This is a genomic window from Pseudomonas sp. MWU349, from assembly GCF_017947325.1.
Lineage (GTDB): Bacteria > Pseudomonadota > Gammaproteobacteria > Pseudomonadales > Pseudomonadaceae > Aquipseudomonas > Aquipseudomonas protegens.
In genome coordinates, this window is sequence record NZ_JAFEVP010000003.1 from 864,590 (window position 1) to 891,242 (window position 26,653).

A 26,653-nucleotide genomic window follows, 5' to 3' on the forward strand; every position below is an offset into this window, starting at 1 on the left:
AGCCTCTTAACGACTACCACGACGGCTCATGAAGGCCAGGCGTTCGAGCAATTGCACATCCTGCTCGTTCTTCACCAGGGCGCCGGCCAGGGGCGGGATGGCCTTGGTCGGATCGCGCTCGCGCAGCACCGCTTCGCCGATGTTGTCGGCCATCAGCAGCTTGAGCCAGTCCACCAGTTCCGAGGTCGAGGGCTTTTTCTTCAGGCCTGGCACTTTACGCACATCGAAGAACACATCCAGGGCTTCGCTGACCAGGTCCTTCTTGATGTCCGGGTAGTGCACATCGACGATCTTCTGCAGGGTGGCGCGGTCGGGGAAGGCGATGTAGTGGAAGAAGCAGCGACGCAGGAAGGCGTCCGGCAGCTCTTTCTCGTTGTTGGAGGTAATGATGATGATCGGCCGCTGCTTGGCCTTGATGGTTTCGTCGATCTCGTAGACGTAGAACTCCATCTTGTCGAGTTCCTGCAGCAGGTCGTTGGGGAACTCGATATCGGCCTTGTCGATCTCGTCGATCAGCAGGATCACCCGCTCCTCGGATTCGAAGGCTTCCCACAGCTTGCCCTTCTTCAGGTAGTTGCGGATGTCGTGCACCTTGTCCACGCCCAGTTGCGAATCGCGCAGGCGGCTGACCGCGTCGTACTCGTAGAGGCCCTGGTGGGCCTTGGTGGTGGACTTGATGTGCCAGGTGATCAGCTTGGCGCCGAAGGATTCGGCCAGTTGTTCGGCAAGCATGGTCTTGCCGGTGCCGGGTTCGCCCTTGACCAGCAGCGGACGCTCCAGGGTGATGGCGGCATTGACTGCCAGCTTCAGGTCATCGGTGGCGACATATGCGCTGGTGCCTTCGAACTTCATCTGCAATTCCTCGAACGGTGACGGCGAGCTGCCCGGGGCAGGTCGATTGAATGGGGAGTGATGGCGCGACTATAACGCGCTGCCCGGTCGACTGTGAACGTGGACGCCCCATTCAGTCTCTGAATGGAGCGTCACGGGGTGACTCAGTCAGTCGAGGGCTTGGGCTGTTCATAGCGGGCATTGAAGGCCTGGATGAAACCGTTGCGCAAGATCTGCAAAAACGCCTGGAACGCGCTGATATCTTGCTGGTGCACGCTGCCACTGAGCTCGACCCGAGTGGCGAACTGGTTCTTGCGCTGGTTCTTCAGCAGGGTTTCGCTGGCGCCCACCAGGGCCTCCCACACCGAGCGGAAAATGCTCTTGTTGCGGTTCTCCACGTCCTGCTGCCAGTTGAAGACTTCCACGTCCCGCAACAGCGGCTTGATATAGCCCTGCAACTGGCCCTTCTCGGCCTGGGCTTCGATCACCACGTCACCGTGCCCGGCATTGAAGTCGAACTTGCCGTAGGCCGAGGCGAAGTCGTTGAAGCGCTTGAGCTCGATATCCCGGGCCCGCAGGCGGAACTCGAAGTCCTCGAAGTTGCTCAAGGGGTCGAAGGTGGCGGTGCTTTCCATGGGCGCCTGGCCCTGGAGCAGGGCCTTGCCGTCGAAGCGCGCATCGCGCTTGCCCTGGGTGTCCACCACGTTGGTCAGGTTGTAGAAGCTGGCATTGACCTGGGTCGCGCCGATGTTCACTGGCGGCTTGGAGCTGAAGTTGCGAAAGTGGATCTTGCCGTCCTCGATCCGTACTTCGTCGAGGGTGATGGGCAGCAGCTTGCCCAGTTGGGCCCGCCAGTCGGTGCCCTCACCGGTCTGCGATGCCTGCTTGTCGGCCCCGCCGTCGACGAAGTTCAGCTCCGGCTGGACAAACAACGCCTTGGCTACCACCGCGTGGTCGTACCACAGCGAATGCCAGCTCACCGAGAGGTCGATCAGCGGAGCCTTGACGAAGGGCACCGGCACCTTGCCGCTGACCTTGACGATCTCCAGGCCGTTGATGCGGTAGGCGCCGCGCCACAGGGCCAGGTCGATGTCGCTGATGCGTCCGCGGTAGTCGCCCATGTCCGCCAGCTTGTCGTTCAAGTAGTCGCGCACCAGGTAGGGCAGGGCGACGTGCAGGGCTACCAGCAGAACCACCAGGCTTGCCAGGATCCACAGGGGCCAACGGTAACGAGCTTTCATGATCAGCAGCCTCCAGCCGTATACAGGCATTGACTGCGTCCGTTGGCAGACGTTCGAGTCAATGTTCCTGGGGCGCCGGTTCAGGGAAAGCAGGAGCCGGGCCATGAGCTCGGCGTCGCTGATCTGTCTCCTGCCCAGGCGCGACCGGCCGGGCTGGCCCTGCTGTTGCGCGACTGGACGCTCAAGGGCGCCAGGCATACCCTTGAGGACTTCTTCACTGCTGCATAAGGACCCAGCCATGAGCCGAATTTTTGCTGATAACGCCCATTCCATCGGCAATACGCCCTTGGTGCAGATCAACCGCATCGCCCCGCGCGGGGTGACCATCCTGGCCAAGATCGAAGGGCGCAACCCGGGCTATTCGGTGAAGTGCCGGATCGGCGCGAACATGATCTGGGACGCCGAAAGCAGCGGCAAGCTCAAGCCGGGCATGACCATCGTCGAGCCCACGTCGGGCAACACCGGGATCGGTCTGGCCTTCGTCGCCGCCGCCCGTGGCTACAAGCTGATGCTGACCATGCCGGCGTCCATGAGCATCGAGCGGCGCAAGGTGCTCAAGGCCCTGGGCGCCGAGCTGGTGCTCACCGAGCCGGCCAAGGGCATGAAGGGGGCGATCGAAAAGGCGGCGGAAATCGTTGCCAGCGACCCGGCCAGGTACTTCATGCCGCAGCAGTTCGACAACCCGGCCAACCCGGCGATCCACGAAAAGACCACCGGTCCGGAAATCTGGAACGACACCGACGGCGCGGTGGACGTGCTAGTGGCCGGGGTTGGCACTGGGGGCACCATCAGCGGTGTGTCGCGCTACATCAAGAAGACCCAGGGCAAGCCGATCCTCTCGGTGGCGGTGGAGCCGGTGACTTCGCCGGTGATCACCCAGAAACTCGCCGGTCAAGAGATCAAGCCCAGCCCCCACAAGATCCAGGGCATCGGCGCCGGTTTCGTGCCCAAGAACCTGGACCTGGCGATGGTCGACCGAGTGGAACTGGTGACCGATGAAGAGTCCAAGGCCATGGCCCTGCGGCTGATGCAGGAAGAGGGCATCCTCTGCGGCATCTCCTGCGGCGCGGCGATGGCGGTGGCGGTACGCCTGGCGGAAACCCCGGAAATGCAGGGCAAGACCATCGTGGTGATCCTGCCGGACTCTGGTGAGCGCTACCTGTCGAGCATGCTCTTCAGCGACCTGTTCACCGAGCAGGAAAACCAACAGTAAGCACGGATCAGGCATTCGCCCGCAGGAGCCGGCTTGCCGGCGAATGCTGATCCACATCAGTCGATCTTCAGCCGGTTTATGCTACTTAACGCCTTTGTTGCACTGCCGTTAACGCTGAATGTTGGGTTGTGCGGGTTTTTCCAGGGCCCAGGAGTGTTTATCATTGCCGGCTGCCAGGTCGGGTGAACGCTCCCCCACAGGTGCCTATTTCCAAGGAGTCGTTGCATGAGCTTTTCCTTTACCGCCAAGGTCGCGGTGTTGTCGCTGTTCGTCGGCAGCATTCTCTACGTGCACCTGCGCGGCAAGGCGCGTCTGCCGGTACTGCGCCAGTTCGTCAACCATTCGGCGCTGTTTGCCCCCTATAACGCCCTGATGTACCTGTTCTCCGGGGTGCCTTCCAAGCCGTACCTGGACCGCAGCAAGTTTCCCGAGCTGGACATCCTGCGGGACAACTGGGAAGTGATCCGCGAAGAGGCCATGCACCTGTTCGACGAGGGTTACATCCGCGCCGCCGAGAAGAACAACGATGCCGGTTTCGGCTCGTTCTTCAAGAAGGGCTGGAAGCGCTTCTACCTCAAGTGGTACGACAAGCCGCTGCCCTCGGCCGAGGCCCTGTGCCCGAAGACCGTCGAGCTGGTGAGCGCGATTCCCAACGTCAAGGGCGCGATGTTCGCGCTGTTGCCCGGTGGCAGCCACCTCAACCCGCACCGCGATCCCTTCGCCGGTTCGCTGCGTTATCACCTGGGCCTGTCGACCCCCAACTCCGACGCCTGCCGGATCTTCGTCGATGGCCAGGAGTACGCCTGGCGCGACGGTGAAGACGTGATGTTCGACGAGACCTACGTGCATTGGGTGAAGAACGAAACCGAGATCACCCGGGTGATCCTGTTCTGCGACATCGAGCGTCCGCTGAGCAGCCGCCTGATGACCCGCATCAATCGCTGGGTCAGCGCCCAACTGGGCCGCGCCACCGCGCCGCAGAACCTGGACGACGAGCGTGTCGGCGGGATCAACCAGGCCTACGCCTGGAGCAAGCGCTTCAGCGACAGCTTCAGTGGCGTGGTCAAGCAGTGGAAGCGCCGCCATCCCAAGCTGTACCGCATCCTGCGACCGGTGCTGGCCGTGGTGGTGCTGGTAGTCCTGTGGAAGTGGCTGTTCGGATAAATCTTGCAATGAAGATCGGGCGCTGGTTATATTCGGCGTCCGATGAGTCCACAGCGGCTCAGGTTTTTCCTCTCTCGAGAACCATCAGTACATGGCCTTTTCCCTCCTCAACGCGGTAGTGGTTTCAGCGGTCAACGCTGGCGTCGTGCCGTGCGGGAATCAGCAGCCTGTGCAGATCGGTCAGTACCCCCCACCTGTCAGTAGCACGCCGGTGTACGCAGTCGTATCACCGCCGGGCGTTGGCTTCTCGGGCTGATCAGCAACCGCTGCTGTTCCCTGCGCCCGCCTGAAAAAAACACTACTGAACTTCAGCCTCGGCTGAATTGGCTTCTTGCCTGATTACAGGTGGTTTTCATGTTGCTCATTTCAAAAAAGTCCGCGCTCGCGGCCGCTTCCACGAGCCTGTTCGTCCTGCTGTGGAGCAGTGGCGCCATCTTCTCCAAATGGGGCCTGGCCCACGCTTCACCCTTTGCCTTCCTGCTGCTGCGCTTTGTCGTTGCCCTGATCGGCCTGATGCTGCTGGCGCCCCTGCTCAAGCTCAGGTTGCCCCGTGGGCGCCGGGCCATGGGCTTTGCCGTGGCCACCGGCCTGGTGCTGCTGGGGGCCTACCAGATCTTCTACATCCTGGCCCTGGACCTGAAGGTGACCCCCGGGGTCATGGCCACCATCATGGGGGTGCAGCCGATCCTCACGGTGGTGCTGATGGAGCGCCAGCGCTCCTGGAGCCGGCTGTTTGGCCTGAGCCTGGGCCTGGCCGGGCTGGTGATGGTGGTCTACCAGAGCATCGGCCTGGCGGGAATGTCCATCACCGGCATGCTGTGCGGGTTGCTGGCCCTGGTCAGCATGACCGCCGGCTCGATCATGCAGAAACGTATCACCGACAACCCTTTGGGCACGCTGCCGGTGCAGTACCTGGCAGGGCTGCTGCTGTGCGCGCTGTTCGTGCCGTTCCAGCCGTTTCACTTCGAGCCCAGTGCAGGTTTCGTGATTCCACTGCTGTGGATGGGGCTGGTGGTGTCGGTGCTGGCCACGCTGTTGCTGTATCGGCTGATTGCCCAGGGCAACCTGGTGAATGTCACCAGCCTGTTCTACCTGGTGCCTGCGGTGACCGCGCTGATGGACTACCTGTTCTTCGGCAACCGCCTGGGGCTGCTGAGCCTGGTGGGCATGGGCCTGATCATCGTCGGGCTGGTGTTCGTGTTCCGCAAGCAACCCTGAGCGCCCTGGGCGGCGTGAGCTCCGCGCGCCGTCGCTGACGACACCGGCCGGGTGCAATGCCCGGTCGGTTGTTTTGCCTTTTTATGGCATGAAGGGTCGACTTTTATGTCGAATGGTGGCCATATGGCATCATTGTCTAGAAGGTACTCGCCGACTGCATTGGGACAAGACTTCAGCCCCGAGTGGGGTAGCGCGAAGAGTGGCCTGAGCAATGCTGCCAAGGGGTTTTGATAACCCGTTGGTTGGACTTTTTTTCTAGTGATTCCAAACAGTCCATCAGACTTTTCTCAAAAGCTAAAGCCCGTACCTAGACTGACGATACAGTCCTTATACACAAGGAGAGTCAGGATGAACGTAGCGCTTGCTTCCACTGCTTTGAGTCTGTTCCTTGGGCTATCGGGCAGTTGCCTTGCCGCCACTCCCGCGGGGCAAGGCATCATCCGGTTTTACGGCAAGATCGTAGAGTCCAACTGCACCTCCAATGCTGCCAGCGATGGGCTGAACTTGCGTCAGTGCCCTCAGGGCTCGCGCGGGGGATCCATTGACGTTCGGCGGATCGGCCCGCAGGCCAGCGCCAGCGGCCCGGGAGGCTCCGTAGTCAAGGTCAAGCTCCTGGCCGACAGCGGGCGCGAGGGGCGCTATTACGACCAGCACTATGCCGTTATCGACCAGGCAGGCAAGGCCGTGACCTCGGGCGCCTACCTGATCACCCTGAACGTTCCCTGAGCCCCTTGGCGGGATTCAGTCTCGGCTCAGCCCGTGTTCCTTGCGAACCGAGTTCATGAAGGCCTGCATCGCCGATGACTGGATGCGGTGCCGCCGGGTGATCAACCCGAAGGGCGGCAAGCGCGCCTCGAACTGGATCGGCAGCACCGCCAACAGGTGACGCCCGGGATAGTCTTCGACTACCGAAACCGGTGTAACACCAATCATGTCGGTCTGCTGCACCAGAGACAGCAAGGTCATGATCGAGGTGGTCTCGACGATGCTGCTGGGGATATCGACCCGGGCGTTGTGAAACACCTGGTTGATGATCGAGCGCATGGGGCTGGGATGCTGTTGCAAGACCCAGGTCTCGTTCTGCAATTGTGCCCAGCTCAGGTGCGTGGCTTGCGCCAGTGGATTCTGCACCCCGGCGATCACGCACAGGGCCTCTTCACCCAGGCTGTCGAAGAGCAGTTCCTCGGCCCGTGCGCCGCCGGGAATCCTGCCCAGGACGATGTCCAGTTGATCCTGGAGCAAGGCCTGTACCAGCACGTCGCTGGTGTCGACCTGGATGCTCATGGACAACCGTGGATGGCTTTGCTTGAGAGTGGCGATGGTCCGCGTAAGCAGTCCCGAGGCCAGGGCCGGAATGGCCCCGACGGCGACCCGCCCGAGGTTGCCGGATTCCAGTGCCACCAGTTCCTCACGCATGCCGCTGAGCTCGGCGAAGACCATCTGTGCGTAGTAGATCACTGTCTCGCCGAAGGGCGTGGGACGCATGCCCCGAGGCAGGCGTTCGAACAGCTCCACACCCAGCAGGTCCTCCGCTTCGTGGAGCATCTTGGTGGCTGCTGGTTGGGTCATGCCAATGTTGTCTGCAGCGCGGCGTAGCGAGCCGAACTCCTGCAAGGCCAGCATCAGCCGCAGTTGTCGCAGGCGCAGGCGGCTGTGGATCACATTGGCATCAGGAATCTTGGTCATGGGCCGGGCTCGCAGTAAAAGGCAGCGGCAAGCCTGACAATAAATGCCAAGCCTTGCCAGGGGCTACGTCAAGGGTAGGGGCTCATTGGGCCGGGGGATGTTCGTTCAGCTTTCTGCACGGCGCTGAAGCAGCCGCTGCAGGTCGGCAGACAGCAGCGGCCAGAACAGCATCAGCACCACGTCGAAGAAGGCGTTGTGCACCGAGTAGGCACCCATGGCGCAGACCATGATGATCGGCGCAATGATCGAGAACGGAATCCGCAGAATCGAGGCGAACAGCGGCACGGTGACCAGCACCATGATCAGGCTGACCACGTTGCCCAGGTACATACTGGCGATGAGCCCCCAGACGAAATCGTGCTGCTCGACGAACAGTGTCGGCCCCGGGTGCAGCCCCCAGATCATCAGGCTGCCAAGCATTACCGCAGCGGTGGCAGAGCCGGGAATGCCCAGGGTCAGCATCGGCAGCAGGGCGCTGGTGCCGGCAGCCTGGTCGGCGGTTTCCGGGGCGATCACGCCTTCGATTTCGCCCTTGCCGAAGTTCTCTCGGTGCTTGGAGAAGGGCCGCGCCAGGCTGTAGCTCATGAACGAGGCCGCAGTCGGGCCAGCGGGCGTGATGCCCATCCAGCAGCCCACCAGAGTGCTGCGCAGCAGGGTCAGCCAATAGCGCGCCAAGGTACACAGGATGATCATCGGCCCGGCGGTGAAGGCCGCCCAGGCTCTGGGCATCGCCACCGACGGGCCTTACCCGGGCGACACCATCTTCCTCAAGGTTCAGGGCGACGCCAGGCCTTCGAGATCGCTTGCCGCATGGGCGCCCACCGCCACTGATCGGAGCATTTCCTGGTTCCCGCATTCCCATGCCTTGGCATGGGAATGCTTTCTGGCATCCGCCGTTTGCTAGAGCGCCTTGGCCGGCATGGCTGCAGGCGTCGGCTTGCCCGCGAAAGGAACGAGATATCTCCGATAACCCTAAAAGGCAATAAAAGCCCTCCGGCGATCACCTGTGGTTATCGTTGGATGCCCATAAGTGATTAGCCGCTGCTGTCGGCGCTGGCTAAAGTCGCCTCATCGATTGAGCGGCTGCCAGCCACTCGCTCAGCGATCGAACAACTACAAAAAGCCCGCCTTGTCCCTTGCGCAAGGCCTGACCGGCACTCAAGGAACCTCCACATGACCCGTCCAGATTCTGCGCTGGCGCTCGCCAGCGCCATCTCCAAAAGCCGGCTGCGTCTGCTGCCCTTCCTGATCCTGATGTACATCCTGGCCTTTATCGACCGTTCCAACGTCGGCTTCGCCAAGGCGGCGCTGCAAGCCGACACCGGCCTCGGCGATGCAGCCTTCGCTTTTGGCGCGAGCATTTTCTTCATTGGCTACGCCTTCTTCGAAGTGCCCAGCAACTACATGCTGCATCGCCTCGGTGCGCGGGTCTGGTTGTGCCGGATCATGGTCACCTGGGGTCTGGTGTCGGCGGCGATGATGTTCGCTCACAACGCCCAGACGTTTTATGTGCTGCGTTTTCTTCTGGGCGTGGCCGAGGCCGGCTTCTTCCCGGGGATCATTCTCTACCTCACCTACTGGTTCCCGGCCCAGAGCCGGGGCCAGGCCCTGGGGCTGTTCTACTTCGGCCTACCCCTGGCGCTGGTCCTCGGCAGCCCGCTGTCGGGCTGGTTGCTGGAATTCCATGGGGTGTTCGGCCTGACCAACTGGCAATGGCTGTTCGTGGTCGAGGGCCTGATGGCGTCGGTGGTCGGCATCGCCGCCTACTTCTACCTGGTGGATCGTCCCGGCGATGCGCGCTGGTTGAGCGTCGAGCAGAAGCAGGCGCTGCATGACGCCCTGGCCGCAGAGGACGCAAGGAAAAAGGACAGCAGCCCCCACGGCTTCCTCAGTGCCCTGCGCAATCCCCGGGTCCTGCAATTCTGCCTGGCCTACTTCACCATCCAGATGAGCGTCTACGGCGTGGTGTTCTACCTGCCGACACGCATCGCCGGGCTGCTGGACGGCCACGTGGGCCTCAGCGTCGGGCTGATCACCGCGATTCCGTGGATCTGTGCCCTGCTGGTGACCCGCCTGGTGACCCGCTATGCCGACCGCAGTGGTCAGCATCAGCGCCTGGCGGTGGTGATGCTGACCATGGCCGCCCTGGGCATCGCTTCCTCCGCACTGGGTAGCAGCATGGTCCCGGTGGTCCTGGCCTTCTGTTTCGCCGCCGCCGGCTTCGTCGCGGTGCAGCCGCTGTTCTGGACCATCCCCACCGGCTATCTCAGCGGTGCCGCGGCGGCCGGCGGCATCGCCCTGATCAACTCCATCGGCAACCTCGGCGGCTTTGTCGCGCCGAACCTCAAGACCCTGATGGAAACCCAGTTTGCCGATCCACGTGCGGGGATGTTCGCCCTGGCTCTGGTAGGCATCCTCGGCGCCATCCTGTTGTCACGCCTGAATACTCGGCACACCCCGACAGCTCCCAAACAGCTCACACCGTCCCAGGTCGGCTGATCACTACCCACGCCTTGCAAGGAAACCCCCTGATGAAAATCACCGCGATCCGTACCCGTGTATTCGAATGGAAAGGCAAAGTCGTGCCACCTCAGGCGCACTTCTGCACCAATGCCACGGACATCCTCTTCGAGCGTGGCGATGCCATGGGCTCGTTCCGTTTCCACGGCTGGCTGGTGGTGGAAGTGGAAACCGACAACGGCCTGGTGGGCATCGGCAATTGCGCCCTGGCGCCGCGGGTGGCCAAGGAAATCATCGACACCTATCTGGCTCCGATCGCCATCGGTGAGGACCCTTTCGACAACGAATACATCTGGCAGAAAATGTACCGTCAGAGTCACGCGTGGGGGCGCAAGGGCATCGGCATGGCGGCCATCTCGGCGATCGACATCGCCCTCTGGGACATCATGGGCAAAGCGGTGAACAAGCCGGTGTTCAAGCTCCTCGGCGGGCGCACCAAGGACAAGATCTGGACCTACGCCTCCAAGCTCTACGCCAATGACAATCTCGACCTGTTCCTCGAAGAGGCCCAGGGCTACCTCAACCAGGGTTTCACTGCGCTGAAGATGCGCTTCGGCTACGGTCCCAAGGACGGCCCGGCCGGCATGCGCCGCAACATCGAGCAGGTACGCGCTCTGCGCGAACTGGCCGGCCCGGATGTGGACATCATGCTCGAGTGCTATATGGGCTGGACCCTGGAATACGCCCGGCGCATGTTGCCCAAGCTGGCGGAGTTCGAGCCGCGCTGGTTGGAGGAGCCGGTGATCGCCGACGACCTTGAAGGCTACGTCGAACTGAAGAAGATGGGCATCATGCCGATCTCCGGCGGTGAGCACGAGTTCACCTCCTATGGCTTCAAGGACTTGCTGGAACGCCGCGCCGTCGACGTGATCCAGTACGACACCAACCGCGTCGGCGGCATCACCGCCGCGCGCAAGATCAACGCCATGGCCGAAGCCTGGTCGGTGCCTGTGATTCCCCATGCCGGGCAGATGCACAACTACCACTTGACCCTGTCCACCACGGCCTCGCCGATGGCCGAGTTCTTCCCGGTGTTCGACGTCGAGGTCGGCAACGAACTCTTCTACTACGTGTTCAAGGGCGAGCCGCAGCCAGTCAAGGGCTACATCCAGCTCGATGACCACAAGCCGGGCCTGGGCCTGGAAATCTGCGAAGACTACCTGAGCGAATTCAACATCATCGAATAAGCCTCGGGCGCCGCTTGCGGGCGGCGCCGTACACACCTATGGGAGAGCGAACATGCGCTTGATTCAATTTGCCAGCAGCACCGGTCAGCGTCAGGTCGGAGTGATCGAAGAGCAGCAAGTGCGAGTATTGCGCAACACCTCCAGCACCCGTGAACTGGCCCTGGAGGCGATCCGCAACCAGCGCAGCTTGCAGCAGGAAGCGCAGCTGCGCGGCAGTGATCCGGGACCGGACTATGCACAGCTGTTGCAGCAGGGCCGGGTGCTGCCGCCCCTGGACCATGAGGACCCGGCCCATTGCCTGATCAGCGGCACCGGCCTGACCCACCTGGGCAGCGCCTCGACCCGGGACAAGATGCACCAGCATGACGGCGAGGTCGAAGCGGGCATGACCGACACCATGCGCATCTTCAAATGGGGCCTGGAAGGCGGCAAGCCCGAGGCCGGGCAAGTGGGGGCCCAGCCGGAATGGTTCTACAAGGGCGACGGCAGCATTGTCGTGCGTCCCGGCGGCGATTTTCCGCTGCCGCCGTTTGCCGAGGATGGGGGGGAGGAACCGGAGCTCACCGGCCTTTATGTGATCGGTGATGATGGACTGCCGTACCGCGTTGGTTATGCCCTGGGCAACGAGTTCTCCGACCATGTGATGGAGCGGCGCAACTACCTGTACCTGGCCCACTCGAAGCTGCGCTACTGCGCCTACGGCCCGGAATTGCGGGTCGGCGAACTGCCCCGGCACCTGGTGGGCCGCAGCCGCATTATCCGCAACGCTGAAGTGCTCTGGGAAAGGGAGTTTCTCAGCGGTGAGGACAACATGTGCCATAGCCTGGCCAACCTCGAATACCACCACTTCAAGTACGCGCAGTTCCTGCGTCCCGGCGACGTCCATGTGCACTACTTCGGCACCGCCACCCTGTCCTTTGCCGACGGTGTACGCACGCGCCCCGGCGACCGCTTCCAGATCAGCCTCGAAGCCTTCGGCGCGCCCCTGGAAAACACCATCGGTGCAAGCGTCCAGCCCTTGGCCATCGGCCAGGTACGGGCCCTGTAAATCTTCAACCACCGGCCTCTGGCGCCGGTCAAGGAATTCTCATGACTCGCTTGTCTGGACACAACTACATTGGTGGCGCCCGCAGCGCTCTGGGCGAGGTGCAGTTGCACAGCCTGGATGCCAGCAGTGGCCAAGCCCTGCCGGGAAGCTTCTTTCAGGCGACCGCGGCGGAAGTGGATGCCGCGGCCCGGGCCGCGGCGCTGGCCTACCCGCTGTACCGCAACCTCAGCGCCGAGCGGCGTGCGCAGTTTCTCGATGCCATTGCCGATGAACTGGACGGCCTCGGGGATGACTTCATCGCCACTATCTGCCGGGAAACTGCCTTGCCCGCCGGGCGCATTCAGGGCGAGCGAGGGCGTACCAGCGGCCAGTTGCGTTTGTTCGCCAGGGTCCTGCGTCGGGGCGACTTCTATGCTGCACGCATCGATCGCGCCTTGCCCCAGCGCCAGCCGCTGCCGCGCCCGGACCTGCGCCAGTACCACATCGGCCTGGGCCCGGTGGCGGTGTTTGGTGCCAGCAACTTCCCCCTGGCGTTCTCCACCGCCGGTGGCGACACCGCTGCGGCCCTGGCCGCCGGTTGCCCGGTGGTGTTCAAGGCCCACAGCGGGCACATGGCGACCGCCGAGTGGGTGGCGGACGCGATCATCCGCGCGGCGCAGCGCAGCGGGATGCCCGCCGGAGTGTTCAACATGATCTACGGAGCCGGGGTCGGGGAGTGGCTGGTCAAGCACCCGGCGATCCAGGCGGTGGGCTTTACCGGCTCCCTCAAAGGTGGCAATGCCTTGTGCCAGATGGCCGCGACCCGGCCGCAGCCGATCCCGGTGTTCGCCGAGATGTCGAGCATCAACCCGGTGATCCTGCTGCCCGAGGCTCTCAGGGTCCGGGGTTCGCAGATCGCCGCCGAACTGGCGGGTTCGGTGACCTTGGGTGCGGGTCAGTTCTGTACCAATCCTGGCCTGATCATCGGCCTGCGCTCGCCGCAGTTCAGCGCCTTTCTCCAGCAGTTCAGCACGCAGATGGACCAGCAGGCGCCGCAGACCATGCTCAACAGCGGCACGCTGGTCAGCTATTGCCAGGGGCTTGCAGCCTTGCACCAGCATCCACGTCTGCGGCACCTGGCGGGGCGGCCACAGCAGGGCGCCCAGGCACAGGCTCAGCTATTTCAGGCCGATGTCAGCCTGTTGCTGGAGGGCGATGAACTGCTTCAGGAGGAAGTCTTCGGCCCGGCCAGCATCGTCATCGAAGTGGCGGATCAGCGTGAACTGGCGGCGGCCTTGCAGGGGCTGCGTGGGCAACTGACCGCGACCTTGATCGGCGAGGAACAGGAACTGCTGGAGCATCGCTGGCTCAGTGAGGTCTTGCAGGAAAAGGTCGGCCGGCTATTGCTCAATGGCTATCCGACCGGGGTCGAAGTCTGCGATGCGATGGTTCACGGCGGGCCTTATCCGGCAACGTCGGATGCCCGTGGCACCTCGGTGGGCAGCCTGGCGATCGCGCGCTTCCTGCGCCCGGTATGTTTCCAGAACTACCCGGACGCGCTGCTGCCTGAAGCCCTGCGCAATGCCAACCCGCTGGGTATACGACGCCTGGTGGACGGAGAAATGAGCAACGCCGCGCTTTGACCCTGGGCGGCCGCAACAGGCCTTGAGCAGATGCCGGCAGCCTGTTTCAGGCTGCGGCCTTTGCCGCCGGTCTGAGCACCAGCCACAGCGCGGCGGCAATCAGCGCGCCGCCATACAGGTGGGCCATGGACAGCGGCTCGTCCAGCAGCAACGCGCCCCACAGCACGCCGAATGGCGGGATCATGAAGGTCACGGTCATCGAACGTACCGGGCCGATGGCGCTGAGCAGGCGGAAATACAGCACGTAGGCAAACGCGGTGCAGCCCAGCCCCAACCCCAAAAGCGATAGCCACACGCTCCAGCCACCCCAGCTGGGGGGCGGCTGGCTGATGGCGTTGTAGGCGAACAGCGGCAACAGCAGCAGGGTCGCTCCCAGCATGCTGCCCAGGGCCGACAGGCGGCTGTCCAGGCCGCCGGCCTGGTCCAGCCAGCGTCGGGCGAGGAACCCGGCGAAGCCGTAGCAGGTGGTGGCCATCAAGCAGGACAGGGCACCCAGCAGCAGGTCTTGGTCGAAGGCCACGGGGCCGGCGCGGGTCAGGATGCCGACGCCGAGCAGGCCCAGGCAGACCCCGGCGAATTTGCTCGGGGTCAGGCGTTCATGGAAAAACAGGCCGCCGATCAACACCCCCATCAACGGCGTGGTGGCATTGAAGATCGCCGAGTAGCCGGCGGGCAGCACCTGGGCCGCCACCGAGTACATCGTCGCGGGTATCCCGGAGTTGATCACCCCGAGCAGCAGCACGGTCTTGAGCTTGCCGCGAAAGTTCCAGTCGACCCGCATCAACGCCAGCATCACCAGCAGCCCGAGCGCGGCGATGGACACCCGGAAGAAGGCCGTGGGCACGCTGCCCAGCACCGGGGCGATGATGCGCATGAACAAGAAGCTCGCGCCCCAGATGGCGGCCAGCGACAGCAGGCGCAGCAGATCGACAGGTTTCACAGGAGGTTCCTTGGGTTCGGGGCGAGGGATCTTGCCCAGCGTGGCCGGGCATGGCAAACCTTATTGGCGCACGGGGCGAAGAAAACCCGCACCCCGATTGTTGCGTTCAATCCTGCGTTGCAGAGGCCTGGAGACAGAGCGACCGCCGGGTCATTTTTCGGCGTACGTCCCATCACAAAAATACGCTTCTCTTCACCTCGTTTCACTGGCTAAGCTCTGGCATCGTAAATTCCCGCAGAGGTCTCTTTATGTCGCAGTCATGGCCCGCCGCCGATATCGCTCGCATGATCCTCGATGGCTTCGACGACTACCGCGAGCACTTTCGCCAGATCACCGACGGCGCCCGGCAACGCTTCGAGCAGGCGCAGTGGCAGCAAGCGCAAAAGGCCTCGGCAGCGCGGATCAACCTGTATGAAGAGAAGGTGGGCGAGACCGTGGCCCGCCTGCACCAGGCCTTCAGCACCGAGGCGTTGATGGAGGTCAGCCAGTGGCCATTGGTGAAAAGCGCCTACATCAGCCTGATCGACCTGCGCTTTGACGATGAGCTGTCCGAGACCTGGTACAACTCGATCTTCTGCGGCCTGTTCAGCCACGACCTGATCAGCGACGGCTGCATGTTCATCCACACCACCCGGCCCAGCCTGCGCCGGGCCCGGGCCGCGCAGACCCGCAGCTACCACCCCAAGGGCAACCTGGCGACGATGCTCGAACAGGTATTCGCCGACTACCGCTTCAGCGAGGACTACGCCGACCTGCCGGGGGACCTGCGGCGCCTGGAGGCGCAATTGCGGGAGAACCTGCCGGACTGGGTGTGCAAGGACCCGGAACTGACCCTCGAGCTGTTCTCCTCGGTGCTCTACCGCAACAAGGGCGCCTACCTGGTGGGGCGCATCTTCACCCATGAAGAGCAGTGGCCGCTGGTGATCCCGCTGCTGCACCGCGAAGGCCGGGGGATCCAGATCGACGCGCTGATCACCGACGAGGCGGACGTCTCGATCATCTTTTCCTTCACCCGTTCCTACTTCATGGTGGACGTGCCGGTGCCGGCGGAATTCATCGGCTTTCTCAAGCGCATCCTGCCGGGCAAGCACATCGCCGAGCTGTACACCTCCATCGGTTTCTACAAGCACGGCAAGTCGGAGTTCTACCGTGCCCTGATCAACCACCTGGCCAGCACCGACGATCGCTTCATCATGGCCCCCGGGGTGCGCGGCATGGTCATGAGCGTGTTCACCCTGCCGGGCTTCAACACCGTGTTCAAGATCATCAAGGACCGCTTCTCACCGTCGAAGAACGTCGACCGGGCCACGGTGATCGAAAAATACCGGCTGGTGAAAAGCGTGGATCGGGTGGGCCGCATGGCCGATACCCAGGAGTTCGCCGACTTCCGCTTCCCCCTGAGCAAGTTCGACCCGGCGTGCCTTGAGGAACTGCTGGAGGTGGCGCCCTCCACGGTGGCGGTCGAAGGCCAGACGGTACTGATCCGCCACTGCTGGACCGAGCGGCGCATGACCCCGCTCAACCTCTACCTGGAGCATGCCAACGAAGCCCAGGTGCGCGAGGCCCTGGAGGACTACGGCCTGGCGATCAAGCAGCTGGCGGCGGCCAACATCTTCCCCGGCGACATGCTGCTGAAGAACTTCGGCGTCACCCGCCATGGCCGGGTGGTGTTCTATGACTACGACGAAATCTGCTTCCTCACCGAAGCCAACTTCCGCCATATTCCGGCCCCCCGTACCCCGGAAGATGAAATGGCTTCCGAGCCCTGGTACTCCATCGGCCCCCACGACGTGTTCCCCGAGGAGTTCCCGCCGTTCCTGTTCGCCGATGCCGGCCAGCGCAAGCTGTTCGACCAGTTGCACGGCGAGCTGTACAACGCCGATTACTGGAAGGGCCTGCAAGAGGCCATCCGCGCCGGCAAGGTGATCGATGTCTTCCCTTACCGGCGCCAAGGCCTGGAAGACGAATAAATAGAAGCGCAGGAGCCGGCCTGCCGGCGAAGGCGTCCTCACTGGCCCCTTCGCCGGCAAGCCGGCGCCTACGTATTGCATGGACTTTTCTGCGACAATCGCGCCCTGCCCAAATAGACGACCCTTGCGTACCTGATGACTGACGAATCGCCTGCAATCGACCAACTGCTGAAAAACCTCGATCACGCCATGCTCGGCGACCGTCACCGGTTGCGCCGGCAGTTGCTCGAACTGCGCAAGAAGCCCGACGAGGCCAAGCTCGCCCAGTGGCTGGAGCGCATGCAGGCTTCTTGCAACCTGGTGACGGCGCGTCGCCAGAGCGTGCCGCAGATCCGCTATGACGACAGCCTGCCCATTGCCGCCAAGCGCGACGAGATCAAGGAGGCGCTGCTCAAGCATCAGGTGCTGATCATTGCCGGCGAGACCGGCTCGGGCAAGACCACCCAGTTGCCGAAGATCTGCCTGGAAATCGGTCGTGGCCAACATGGCCTGATCGGCCATACCCAGCCCCGGCGGATTGCCGCCCGCAGCGTGGCCAGCCGGGTCGCCGAAGAGCTGGCCACGCCCCTGGGCTCGCTGGTGGGCTACCAGGTGCGCTTCGAGGACCAGAGCGATGCCAGCACCCTGATCAAACTGATGACCGACGGCATCCTGCTGGCGGAAACCCAGAACGATCGCTACCTGGAACGCTACGACACGATCATCGTCGACGAGGCCCACGAGCGCAGCCTGAACATCGACTTCCTCCTCGGCTACCTCAAGACCCTGCTGCCGCGGCGCCCGGACCTGAAGGTCATCATCACCTCGGCGACCATTGACCTGGAGCGCTTCTCCAAGCACTTCGATAACGCACCGATCGTCGAGGTGTCCGGCCGTACCTTCCCGGTGGAAACCTGGTATCGCCCCTTGACCCTGGAACAGGACGAGGAGGGCAACCGGGTCGAGGACGACCTCACGGTGGACCAGGCGATCCTCGCCACCCTGGATGAAATCGCCGCCCATGAACGCAGTGAAAGGCGCAGCCCCGGGGACGTGCTGGTGTTCCTGCCCGGCGAGCGGGAGATCCGCGACGCCGCGGAGATGCTGCGCAAGGCCCAGCTCAAGCACACCGAGATCCTGCCGCTGTACGCGCGCCTGTCGCCGGCGGAACAGCAGCGCATCTTCCAGTCCCACCCGGGCCGCCGCGTGGTGCTGGCCACCAACGTCGCCGAAACCTCGCTGACCGTGCCGGGCATCCGCTACGTGATCGACAGCGGCACCGCGCGCATCAGCCGCTACAGCTACCGGGCCAAGGTCCAGCGCCTGCCCATCGAGGCGATTTCCCAGGCCAGCGCCAACCAGCGCAAGGGCCGTTGCGGCCGGGTCGAACCGGGGATCTGCGTGCGCCTGTACAGCGAGGAAGATTTCCTCGGCCGGCCGGAATTCACCGACCCGGAGATCCTGCGTACCAACCTGGCGGCGGTGATCCTGCAGATGCTGCACCTGCGCCTGGGGGAAATCACCGCCTTCCCGTTTATCGAACCGCCGGATGGCAAGGCCATCAGTGACGGTTTCAACCTGCTGCAGGAACTCTCGGCAGTCGACCGCAACAGCCAGCTGACGCCACTGGGCCGGCAACTGGCGCGCCTGCCGGTGGATCCGCGCATGGGCCGCATGCTGCTGGAAGCGGCCAAGCTCGGCAGCCTCCAGGAAGTGCTGATCGTCGCCAGCGCCATGTCGATTCAGGACCCCCGCGAGCGTCCGCCGGAGCGTCAGCAGGCCGCTGACCAGGCCCACGCCCAGTGGAAGGACGTGGACTCGGACTTCGCCGGGCTGGTGAACCTGTGGCGCGGCTTCGAAGAACAGCGCCAGGCCCTGACCGCCAGCCCGCTGCGCAACTGGTGCCGCAAGAACTTCCTGAACTACCTGCGCCTGCGTGAGTGGCGTGATTCGCACCGGCAATTGAGCCTGATCTGCCGCGACCTGCAACTGAGCCTGAACAAGGAGCCGGCGGACTACCCGAAACTGCACAAGGCGGTGCTGGTGGGGCTGCTGAGCCAGATCGGCCAGAAGACCGAAGACGGCGACTACCTGGGGGCCCGCCAGCGGCGCTTCTGGATCCACCCGTCCTCGGGCCTGGGCAAGAAGCGCCCGCAATGGCTGATGACCGCCGAGCTGGTGGAAACCACCAAGCTCTATGCGCGCATGGTGGCCAAGATCGAGCCGGACTGGATCGAGCCCCTGGCCGGCCATCTGGTGAAGAAGAACCACTTCGAGCCCCATTGGGAGAAGAAGCGCGGCCAGGTAGTGGCCTACGAGCAGATCACCCTGTTCGGCCTGATCGTGGTCGGCCGCCGGCCGGTGCATTACGGCCCGGTGGACCCGGTGGTGTCCCGCGAGCTGTTTATCCGCGAGGCCCTGGTGCGTGGCGAAATCCAGTCCAAGGCCAAGTGCCTGAGCGCCAACACCCAGTTGCTGGAGCAGCTCGATGCCCTGGAAGCCAAGGCCCGGCGCCGCGACATCCTGGCCGACGAGGAAACCCTGTTCGCCTTCTACGACGCGCGCCTGCCAGCGGAGATCCACCAGACCGCGACCTTCGACAGCTGGTACCGGGTGCACAGCCAGAAGAACCCGCAGTTGTTGATCATGCGCGAGGAAGACGTGCTGGCCCGCGAGGCCAGCGAGGTCACCGCCAAACAGTACCCGGACACCCTGCATATCGGTGACCTGGAACTGGCCCTGAGTTACCACTTCGAACCCAACCACCCCCGGGACGGCGTGACCCTGCGGGTGCCGGCGCCGCTGCTGCCGGCACTGCCCGCCGAACGCCTGGAATGGCTGGTGCCGGGGCTGATCGAGGCCAAGTGCATCGCCTTGGTGCGCAACCTGCCCAAGGCCCTGCGCAAGAACTTCGTGCCGGTGCCGGACTTCGTCAAGGCGGCCCTGCAGCGCATGGTCTTCGCCGAGGGTTCGCTGCCCCAGGCTTTGGGCCGCGAGTTGCTGCGCATGACCGGGGCGCGGGTCAGCGACGAAGCCTGGAGCGAAGCCGAACAACAGGTGGAAAGCCACCTTCGGATGAACCTGGAAATTGTCGACGCCCAAGGCAAGTTCCTTGGCGAAGGCCGCGACCTGGCCGAACTGACCGCGCGTTTCGCCGAAGCCAGCCAGGCCGCCCTGGCGGTGCCGCAGACCGCCAAGAGCCAGCAACCGGTGCAAGCCAAGGTATTTGCCGCGGTGGCGGAAAAGACCCAGCAGAAGATCGCCGGGCTGTCGATGACGGTGTACCCGGCCCTGGTGGAGGAGGCGGGTACGGTCAAGGAAGGGCGCTTCTCCACTGCGGCCGAAGCCGAGTTCCAGCATCGCCGGGCCTTGCAGCGCCTGCTGTTGCAGCAACTGGCCGAGCCGGCCAAGTTCCTGCGGGGCAAGTTGCCGGGCCTTACCGAGCTGGGCCTGCTGTACCGCGAACTGGGCCGGGTCGATGCGCTGGTGGAGGACATTCTCCTGGCCAGCCTCGACAGTTGCATTCTTGAAGGCGAGGCCGTGCTGCCTCGGGACGGCGCGGGCCTGGCGTCCCTGGCCGAGCGCAAGCGTGGTGCCTGGACCGAGCACGCCGAGCGCCTGGCACGCCTGACCCTGGAAATCCTCAAGCTCTGGCACGGCCTGCAAAAGCGCTTCAAGGGCAAGATCGACCTGGCCCAGGCCGTGGCCCTCAACGACATCAAGGCCCAGCTGGCGAACCTGGTGTACCCGGGCTTTGTCCGGGAAACCCCGGCCCTGTGGCTCAAGGAACTGCCGCGTTACCTCAAGGCCGTGGAACTGCGCTTCGAGAAACTCGGCAGCCAGGTGCAGAAGGACCGGGTCTGGAGCAGCGAGCTCACGGGCCTGTGGAACCAGTACCAGACCCGGGCCCAGAAGCATGCCCAGGAAGGCAAGCGCGACCCGCAACTGGAGCTGTACCGCTGGTGGCTGGAGGAGTACCGGGTATCCCTGTTCGCCCAGCAGTTGGGGACCAAGGTGCCGATTTCCGACAAGCGCCTGAGCAAGCAGTGGAGCCTGGTCGACGCCTGATCTAAAGCCCTTTTTAGGCGCTGGCGTGCCAGCGAAAGCGCCGCCAGGGTCGATACAGGGTTGGCTCCGTCGATCTTGCAGTTGCGGCGAAATGACGGAGGTTATGGCAAACTCCGCCGTCATAAATGCCGGCCCCGGCTATCTGCATTGCAGGCAGCCCGGGCGAATCGGAATAAAGCGATGCCAGAAACGGCTCCCTTGGCGGGAGTCGTCCCTTTACGGTTTGGTACGTGAGTGCCAATACCTTCTGCCTCAACACATTAGAGGAACGACCGTGCACAACGTCGTCATCAGCGGCACCGGCCTGTTTACCCCGGCCAACAGCATCTCCAACGAAGAGCTGGTGGAATCGTTCAATACCTACGTCCACCAGTTCAACAGTGACAACGCTGCCGCCATTGAGCGCGGCGAAGTGCAGGCCCTGACTGAATCCAACGCTGCCTTCATCGAAAAGGCCTCGGGCATCAAGAGCCGCTTCGTCATGGACAAGGACGGCATCCTCGACCCGCAGCGCATGGCTCCACGCCTGCCGGAACGCTCCAACGACGAATGGTCGGTACTCTGCCAGATGGCCGTGGCTGCCGCCGAGCAAGCCCTGCAGCGGGCCGGCAAGACTGCCGCCGACATCGACGGGGTGATCGTCGCCTGCTCCAACCTGCAGCGTGCCTACCCGGCCATCGCCATCGAAGTCCAGGCCGCACTGGGCATCCAGGGTTTTGGCTTCGACATGAACGTGGCCTGCTCCTCGGCGACCTTCGGTATCCAGGCGGCCTGCAACAGCGTGCAACTGGGCCAGGCCCGGGCAATTCTGATGGTCAACCCGGAAGTCTGCACCGGGCACCTGAACTTCCGTGACCGCGACAGCCACTTCATCTTCGGCGACGCCGCCACCGCGGTGGTCATCGAACGCGCCGACCTGGCCACCTCCGAGCACCAGTTCGACATCGTCAGCACCAAGCTGCTGACCCAGTTCTCCAACAACATCCGCAACAATTTCGGCTTCCTCAACCGCGCCGCGGAAGAGGGTATCGGCGCCCGCGACAAGCTGTTCGTCCAGGAAGGCCGCAAGGTATTCCGCGATGTATGCCCGATGGTGGCCGAGCTGATTGCCGCGCACCTGGAAGAAAACCAGCTCAATGTCAGCGACGTGAAGCGCTTCTGGCTGCACCAGGCCAACCTCAGCATGAACCACCTGATCGTCAAGAAACTCCTGGGCCGCGAAGCCTCGGTGGAAGAGGCGCCGGTGATTCTCGACACCTACGCCAACACCAGCTCGGCGGGTTCGGTGATTGCCTTCCACAAGTACCAGGATGACCTGGCCAGCGGTTCCCTGGCCGTGCTCAGCTCCTTTGGCGCCGGTTACTCGATCGGTAGCGTCCTGTTGCGCAAGCGTTGATCTAGGCTGATGGGGGTGTGGCGCCGGGCGGCATTGGCGCGTCACACCCTCTCGAACCTGCATGATTGAACGAGGCACGAATGGCTGCTGCTGATGACACGCAACTGCTAGAACGCCTGCTGGCGGGCGAACAGAAGGCTTACAAGGAACTGGTCGGCACCTACCAGAGCGCCATGCGCGCGGTGGCCTACGCCATTGTCGGCAACCGCCACGCCGACGAAGTGGTACAGGACGCCTGGCTGTCGGTGGTGCGCAACCTGGCGGGTTTCCAGGGGCGTTCCAGCCTCAAGACCTGGCTGCTGACCATCACCGCCAACGCGGCCAAGAGCCGCTACAAGCAAAATCGCCGGGAAGTGTTGCTCGATGACCTGCCGGCGCCCCATGGCACGGTAGGCGATGAGCGCTTTTCTTCCTCGGACGGCCACTGGCTGGTGGCGCCTTTCGCCTGGCATGAAGATACCCCCGAAGCCCTGCTGACCGAGTCCGAGCTGCGCGAGTGCCTGGAGCACACCCTGCTCAGCCTTTCCGAGTTGCAAAGCAGTGTCCTGTTATTGCGCGAACGCCAGGGCCTGGAGCTGGAAGAGATCTGTAACCTTTTGGGGCTCACGCTCTCCAATGTCCGGGTACTGCTGCACCGGGCGCGTCTGAAGGTCTTCGCCACCGTGGAGCATTTTGAGGAGACCGGCCAATGCTGACCTGTAAGGAACAAGTGGCACGATCCAGCGATTATCTCGATGGCCAGTTGAGCTTTCGCGAGCGCTTGATGGTGCGCCATCACCTGTTGTTCTGCCCCAATTGCCGGCGTTTCATTCGCCAGATGCGCCTGCTCCAGGCCACCTTGCGGGTGCTTCCGGAGCCGCCTCTGGAAGGCCTCGACGAACTGGCCGAGCGCCTGGCTTCCGAGCGCCACAACGACCGCTGATCCTGCCTCCCCCCATGACTCTGTAGCCGCAGCCAAGCCCCGGCGAGGCTGCGAAAAGGCCCCCAGGGCCTTGCTTGACGGTTGCCCGCCTAACCTCCAGCGCCCTCAGGATCGCGGCGTCTCCTACGGAGCCGTTCGCCGCCTCGCCGGGGCTCTGCGGCGGCTACAGACGCCACATGAAACTGTCATCCGATCAAAGGTGACAGTGTTCTTGTGTCCCCCTATTCCCCCGCAAAACCCAGAGCAAGGGCTCTAGTACAGGCTTTTTGCCTTATTTCAATTCGAAGTAAAAAAGTTCCCCTGTAATCAAATCTTTATCTATCAGCAACCCGGCTGAAATAACCCCTCGCCAAGATTCCCACCCAACACCAGCGGGCCAACCCCGCGTGTTTTCCAACGCTACAGACCACCAATTAGGGGAACTCTTCGATGATCCGTAAGCACTTCGCCGGTTTTGCCGCCAGCGCCCTGGCCCTGGCAGTAACCGCCCAGGCTTTCGCTGGCACCGTCACCACCGACGGCGCCGATATCGTAGTCAAAACCAAGGGCGGCCTTGAGGTTGCTACCACCGACTCCGCATTCAGCTTCAAGCTGGGCGGTCGTCTGCAAGCCGACTATGGCCGTTTCGACGGGTTCTACACCAAGAATGGTGACAGCGGCGACGGCGCGTACTTCCGCCGCGCCTATCTGGAATTGGGCGGCACCGCCTACAAGGATTGGAAATACCAGATCAACTACGACTTCTCCCACAACTCGGGCACCGCCGATGACGGTTACTTCGACGAGGCGTCCATCTCCTACGTCGGCTTCAAGCCGGTGACCATCCGCGCCGGTCGCTTCGACGAAGACTTCGGCCTGGAGAAGGCCACCAGCTCCAAGTGGGTTACTGCCATGGAGCGTAACGCCGCCTACGAACTGGCCGACTGGGTCAACTCCCACGAGAACGGCATGGGCCTGCAGGTCAGCTCGGTGGTTGCCGACATGGCCTATCTGTCCGGCAGCGTGGCGGCCAAGGACATCAACGACAAGGACGGCGACAGCGTCAAGCAGTTCAACGCCCGTGCCGTGTTCGCCCCGATGCACGAAACCGGCAACGTCCTGCACTTCGGTCTGGACTTTGCCAGCCGTGATGTGAGCGACACCGCTTTCGACTCGCGGATTCGCCCACGCCTTGGCGTGCGTGGTATCGCCACCAACGGCGGCAACGATGCTGGCACCAACGGCAACCGTGCCACCTTCGGCGGCGGTGCCGGCCTCAATGCTTCGAACCAGACGGCCGTGGGCGCCTATGACAACGACCGGGTGTTCGGCGGTGAATTCGCCTTCGCCACCGGCCCGTTCTCGGCCCAGGCGGAATACCTGACCCGCAAGCTGCAGGCCGACAGCAACGCCTACAAGGACGTCAAGGCCACCGGTTTCTACGGCCAACTGGCCTATACCCTGACCGGCGAGGCCCGGGTGTACAAACTCGACGGCGCCAAGTTCGACACCATCAAGCCCGAGAACAAGCAGTACGGTGCCTGGGAAGTGTTCTACCGCTACGACAACATCAAGGTCGATGACAAGAACGTCGTAGCCGCCACCGCCACCCGTGACGTCGGCGATGCCAAGGCCACCATGAACACCATCGGGGTCAACTGGTACGCCAACGAGGCGATCAAGATTTCCGCCAACTACATCAAGGTCAACACCGACAAGATCACCAACAACGTTGGCGATGACAGCGGCGATGCCCTCGTAGCCCGCGTGCAGTACGTGTTCTAAAGCTGTTGCAACACCCAGGTAGAGCTCTTTCTCATCCGTTATAGCTCCTCTCGTTTTTGACCCCGCCCCGGCGGGGTTTTTTTTGCCCGCTGAACGGGCGCCTCTCAAGGGCAGGCGGTTTCGTGCAGGTACAGCCACTGCGCCGCATCGCCCTGCACGCGAATGATCGCCAGGGACAGGCGCGCGCTTTCGACCTGGCCCAGGCGGTGGGTTTCCTTGTAGTGGATCGCCGCGCTCTGGCCTTCCTGCCACACACAGCGCACCTGGCTGATGCTGATCTCCAGACCGGGGCGTTGGCCCAGGCCTTTGCGAAACAGCTGTTCCACCTGCTGGCGGCCGACCATGGCGCCGCCGGTGGTGACCATCTGGAAGTCTTCGGCGAACAGCCCCAGCAAGGGATCGATGCAGGCCTCGGCATCCCCGCGCTGGTTGGTGAAGACGCTGTGAATCAGTTGGTGAATCCAGTGCACGCTGTATTGCGCCTGTCTAGCGATCGAGTTGGGCATGGGAGGCCTCGGGTGGTGGGAGTCGGTTCAGGGTCAGCAGGGGTAGCAGGCCGGCTGCGGCGGCCAGCAAAAGGCTCAGGTGGTAGGCGCCGGTAACGCCCCGATAACCCAGCAGCAGGTTGTAGAGCATCAGCAGCAAGGCCGCGCCGAGGCTGAAGGCCATCTGCCGGTTGATGTTCCAGATCACGCTGGCCTTGTGCGTATCGGCGCCGTCGAAGTCCAGCAAGGCGGTGGTCTGCGCGGTGTTGGCACCGGCGCCGCCGCCCAGGCCCATCAGCAAGTAGGCCAGGCTGATCAGGGGCAGATCGGCCAGCGAGTCGACCCCGTACAGGCTGGCGATGCCGACGCTGTGCAGCACCAGGGCGATGGCGAACAGCCGTGCGGCGCCCAGGCGATTGTACAAACGTGCGCAGGCGAGCATCGCCAGCAGCGCGCCGGTGGCGTACAGCAGCATGAACATGCCGCTGTGCTGGGCGCTCAGGTGCAGGCTGTCTTGAAGGAAGAACAGGCTCAGCAGATTGACCCCCGTGAAGACCCCGGGGATCGCGTGATAGATAGCCACCGACAGGCCCAGGCGCGGATTTTTCAGCAGCCGCAGTTCGACGATGGGCCGGGCGCAGGCCCGACAGTGACGCCGGTAGCACTCGGCCAATAGCAGGCCGGCAACCAGACCCGGTGCGGCTTGATGGACCGGGTAGCCGCTGCCGTACAGCGACATGCCGAGCAACAGGCCGCCCAGGCTCGCACTCACCAGCAGCAGGCCGCGCAGGTCCGGGCGCGGCGGTGGCGCCGAGCGCTCGGCGTTGATCCAGCACCAGGACAGCAACGCCGCCAGCAGCGACAGCGGCAGGCTGGCGAAGAACACCCAGCGCCAGGAACTGTGGTCGACAATGGCCCCGCCTACCGTGGGCGACAGCGCTGGCGCCAGGAGCGCCACGGCCATCACCAGGGTGGAGATCCGCGCCCGTTGCGTGCCCTGGAACAGGTTGAAGGTCAGTGCCTGCCCCAGGGGAATCAGCAGGCCGCCGGCCATGCCCTGGACCAGCCGCCAGAACACCAGCGGCATGAAGCTGTCGGCCAGCCCGCACATCAGCCCGGCAACGCTGAACAGCAGCATCGAGGCGCAGAGCACCTGGCGGTTGCCGAAACGCGCCGCCAGCCAGGTGCTGATGGCCATCACCAGGGTCAGGCCGAGGATGTAGGCATTGGCGACCCAGGCCACGGCGGCGCTGGACACTTGCAGTTGAGCGGCGATAGTGGGCAGGGCCACCGCCGACATGAAAATGTTGACGCAGTCGATGAAGAATCCGAGAAGGAATACCATCGCCACTTTGTATCTATAAGTCATGCCGTCTCCCTTTTGGCGCGCAGCTTAGGG

Annotated in this window: 20 protein-coding genes and 2 pseudogenes; 15 read left to right on the forward strand and 7 right to left on the reverse strand. The window is 63.5% G+C overall.

Features of this window, described 5'->3' with window-relative positions:
- Positions 1-6 precede the first annotated feature (6 nt).
- Complete coding sequence (locus KCG88_RS16095) at positions 7-852, reverse strand: MoxR family ATPase (protein ID WP_047284378.1); 846 nt, start codon at positions 850-852, stop codon at positions 7-9.
- A 143-nt stretch (positions 853-995) separates the two neighbouring features.
- On the reverse strand, positions 996-2,072 hold the full coding sequence (locus KCG88_RS16100; RefSeq protein WP_047284413.1) for a DUF748 domain-containing protein: 1,077 nt from the start codon (positions 2,070-2,072) through the stop codon (positions 996-998).
- Positions 2,073-2,310: 238 nt separating this feature from the next.
- Here KCG88_RS16100 and cysK point away from each other — a divergent pair, with 238 nt between their 5' ends.
- The 4 genes from cysK to KCG88_RS16120 all read left to right on the forward strand — a co-directional run bounded on the left by cysK (position 2,311) and on the right by KCG88_RS16120 (position 6,393).
- A complete protein-coding gene (gene cysK / locus KCG88_RS16105; RefSeq protein ID WP_047284380.1) occupies positions 2,311-3,285 on the forward strand; it encodes a cysteine synthase A in 975 nt (324 codons plus the stop codon).
- Positions 3,286-3,510: 225 nt separating this feature from the next.
- Positions 3,511-4,449, forward strand: coding sequence for an aspartyl/asparaginyl beta-hydroxylase domain-containing protein (locus KCG88_RS16110; RefSeq protein WP_011059858.1), 939 nt, complete (start codon positions 3,511-3,513; stop codon positions 4,447-4,449).
- A 354-nt stretch (positions 4,450-4,803) separates the two neighbouring features.
- Positions 4,804-5,667, forward strand: a complete 864-nt coding sequence (locus tag KCG88_RS16115) for a DMT family transporter (RefSeq protein WP_047284381.1) — start codon at positions 4,804-4,806, stop codon at positions 5,665-5,667.
- A 348-nt stretch (positions 5,668-6,015) separates the two neighbouring features.
- Positions 6,016-6,393, forward strand: a complete 378-nt coding sequence (locus KCG88_RS16120; protein ID WP_210712716.1) for a type 1 fimbrial protein — start codon at positions 6,016-6,018, stop codon at positions 6,391-6,393.
- 15 nt (positions 6,394-6,408) lie between these two features.
- Here KCG88_RS16120 and KCG88_RS16125 read toward each other — a convergent pair whose 3' ends face one another.
- On the reverse strand, positions 6,409-7,353 hold the full coding sequence (locus KCG88_RS16125) for a LysR family transcriptional regulator (protein WP_019093322.1): 945 nt from the start codon (positions 7,351-7,353) through the stop codon (positions 6,409-6,411).
- A gap of 150 nt (positions 7,354-7,503) precedes the next feature.
- Positions 7,504-8,022, reverse strand: a pseudogene (locus KCG88_RS16130) (tripartite tricarboxylate transporter permease); the annotation flags it as partial.
- A gap of 19 nt (positions 8,023-8,041) precedes the next feature.
- Between KCG88_RS16130 and KCG88_RS16135 the strand changes: the two are divergent.
- The 5 genes and pseudogenes from KCG88_RS16135 to KCG88_RS16155 all read left to right on the forward strand — a co-directional run.
- Positions 8,042-8,143, forward strand: a pseudogene (locus tag KCG88_RS16135) (4-hydroxythreonine-4-phosphate dehydrogenase PdxA); the annotation flags it as partial.
- 383 nt (positions 8,144-8,526) lie between these two features.
- The gene (locus KCG88_RS16140; protein ID WP_065364373.1) at positions 8,527-9,852 is read left to right on the forward strand and encodes an MFS transporter; all 1,326 of its coding nucleotides are present in this window, start codon (positions 8,527-8,529) and stop codon (positions 9,850-9,852) included.
- Positions 9,853-9,884: 32 nt separating this feature from the next.
- Entirely contained in the window at positions 9,885-11,060 is a 1,176-nt protein-coding gene (locus KCG88_RS16145; protein ID WP_015634565.1) for an L-rhamnonate dehydratase, read from the forward strand.
- 52 nt (positions 11,061-11,112) lie between these two features.
- A complete protein-coding gene (gene araD1, locus KCG88_RS16150) occupies positions 11,113-12,108 on the forward strand; it encodes an AraD1 family protein (protein WP_065364372.1) in 996 nt (331 codons plus the stop codon).
- 41 nt (positions 12,109-12,149) lie between these two features.
- Positions 12,150-13,730: an aldehyde dehydrogenase (NADP(+)) gene (locus KCG88_RS16155; RefSeq protein WP_210712717.1), complete on the forward strand. Its 1,581-nt coding sequence runs from the start codon at positions 12,150-12,152 to the stop codon at positions 13,728-13,730.
- 46 nt (positions 13,731-13,776) lie between these two features.
- Here KCG88_RS16155 and KCG88_RS16160 read toward each other — a convergent pair whose 3' ends face one another.
- Entirely contained in the window at positions 13,777-14,670 is an 894-nt protein-coding gene (locus KCG88_RS16160) for a DMT family transporter (protein ID WP_210712718.1), read from the reverse strand.
- A 248-nt stretch (positions 14,671-14,918) separates the two neighbouring features.
- Between KCG88_RS16160 and aceK the strand changes: the two genes are divergently transcribed.
- The 6 genes from aceK (at position 14,919) to KCG88_RS16190 (ending at position 24,769) form a co-directional block, all read left to right on the forward strand.
- Positions 14,919-16,640, forward strand: a complete 1,722-nt coding sequence (gene aceK / locus KCG88_RS16165) for a bifunctional isocitrate dehydrogenase kinase/phosphatase (protein WP_047284384.1) — start codon at positions 14,919-14,921, stop codon at positions 16,638-16,640.
- 135 nt (positions 16,641-16,775) lie between these two features.
- On the forward strand, positions 16,776-20,687 hold the full coding sequence (hrpA, locus tag KCG88_RS16170) for an ATP-dependent RNA helicase HrpA (protein WP_210712719.1): 3,912 nt from the start codon (positions 16,776-16,778) through the stop codon (positions 20,685-20,687).
- A 274-nt stretch (positions 20,688-20,961) separates the two neighbouring features.
- Positions 20,962-22,083, forward strand: a complete 1,122-nt coding sequence (locus KCG88_RS16175) for a beta-ketoacyl-ACP synthase III (protein WP_019093329.1) — start codon at positions 20,962-20,964, stop codon at positions 22,081-22,083.
- An 80-nt stretch (positions 22,084-22,163) separates the two neighbouring features.
- Entirely contained in the window at positions 22,164-22,778 is a 615-nt protein-coding gene (locus KCG88_RS16180) for an RNA polymerase sigma factor (RefSeq protein WP_047284386.1), read from the forward strand.
- Positions 22,772-23,005, forward strand: a complete 234-nt coding sequence (locus tag KCG88_RS16185) for a zf-HC2 domain-containing protein (protein WP_047284387.1) — start codon at positions 22,772-22,774, stop codon at positions 23,003-23,005. The genes KCG88_RS16180 and KCG88_RS16185 overlap by 7 nt, the downstream gene beginning before the upstream one ends.
- A 429-nt stretch (positions 23,006-23,434) precedes the next feature.
- A complete protein-coding gene (locus KCG88_RS16190; protein ID WP_047284388.1) occupies positions 23,435-24,769 on the forward strand; it encodes an OprO/OprP family phosphate-selective porin in 1,335 nt (444 codons plus the stop codon).
- A 104-nt stretch (positions 24,770-24,873) separates the two neighbouring features.
- Here the strand turns inward: KCG88_RS16190 and KCG88_RS16195 are convergent, their stop codons facing one another.
- Both KCG88_RS16195 and KCG88_RS16200 read right to left on the reverse strand, forming a co-directional pair.
- Positions 24,874-25,275 carry a nuclear transport factor 2 family protein gene (locus KCG88_RS16195; RefSeq protein ID WP_047284389.1) on the reverse strand — a complete coding sequence of 134 codons (402 nt, stop codon included), beginning with the start codon at positions 25,273-25,275 and terminating at the stop codon, positions 24,874-24,876.
- Positions 25,256-26,623 (reverse strand): MFS transporter, encoded by a 1,368-nt coding sequence (locus tag KCG88_RS16200; RefSeq protein WP_210712720.1) that lies wholly within the window; start codon positions 26,621-26,623, stop codon positions 25,256-25,258. Before KCG88_RS16200 ends, KCG88_RS16195 begins: the two co-directional genes overlap by 20 nt.
- Positions 26,624-26,653 lie beyond the last annotated feature (30 nt).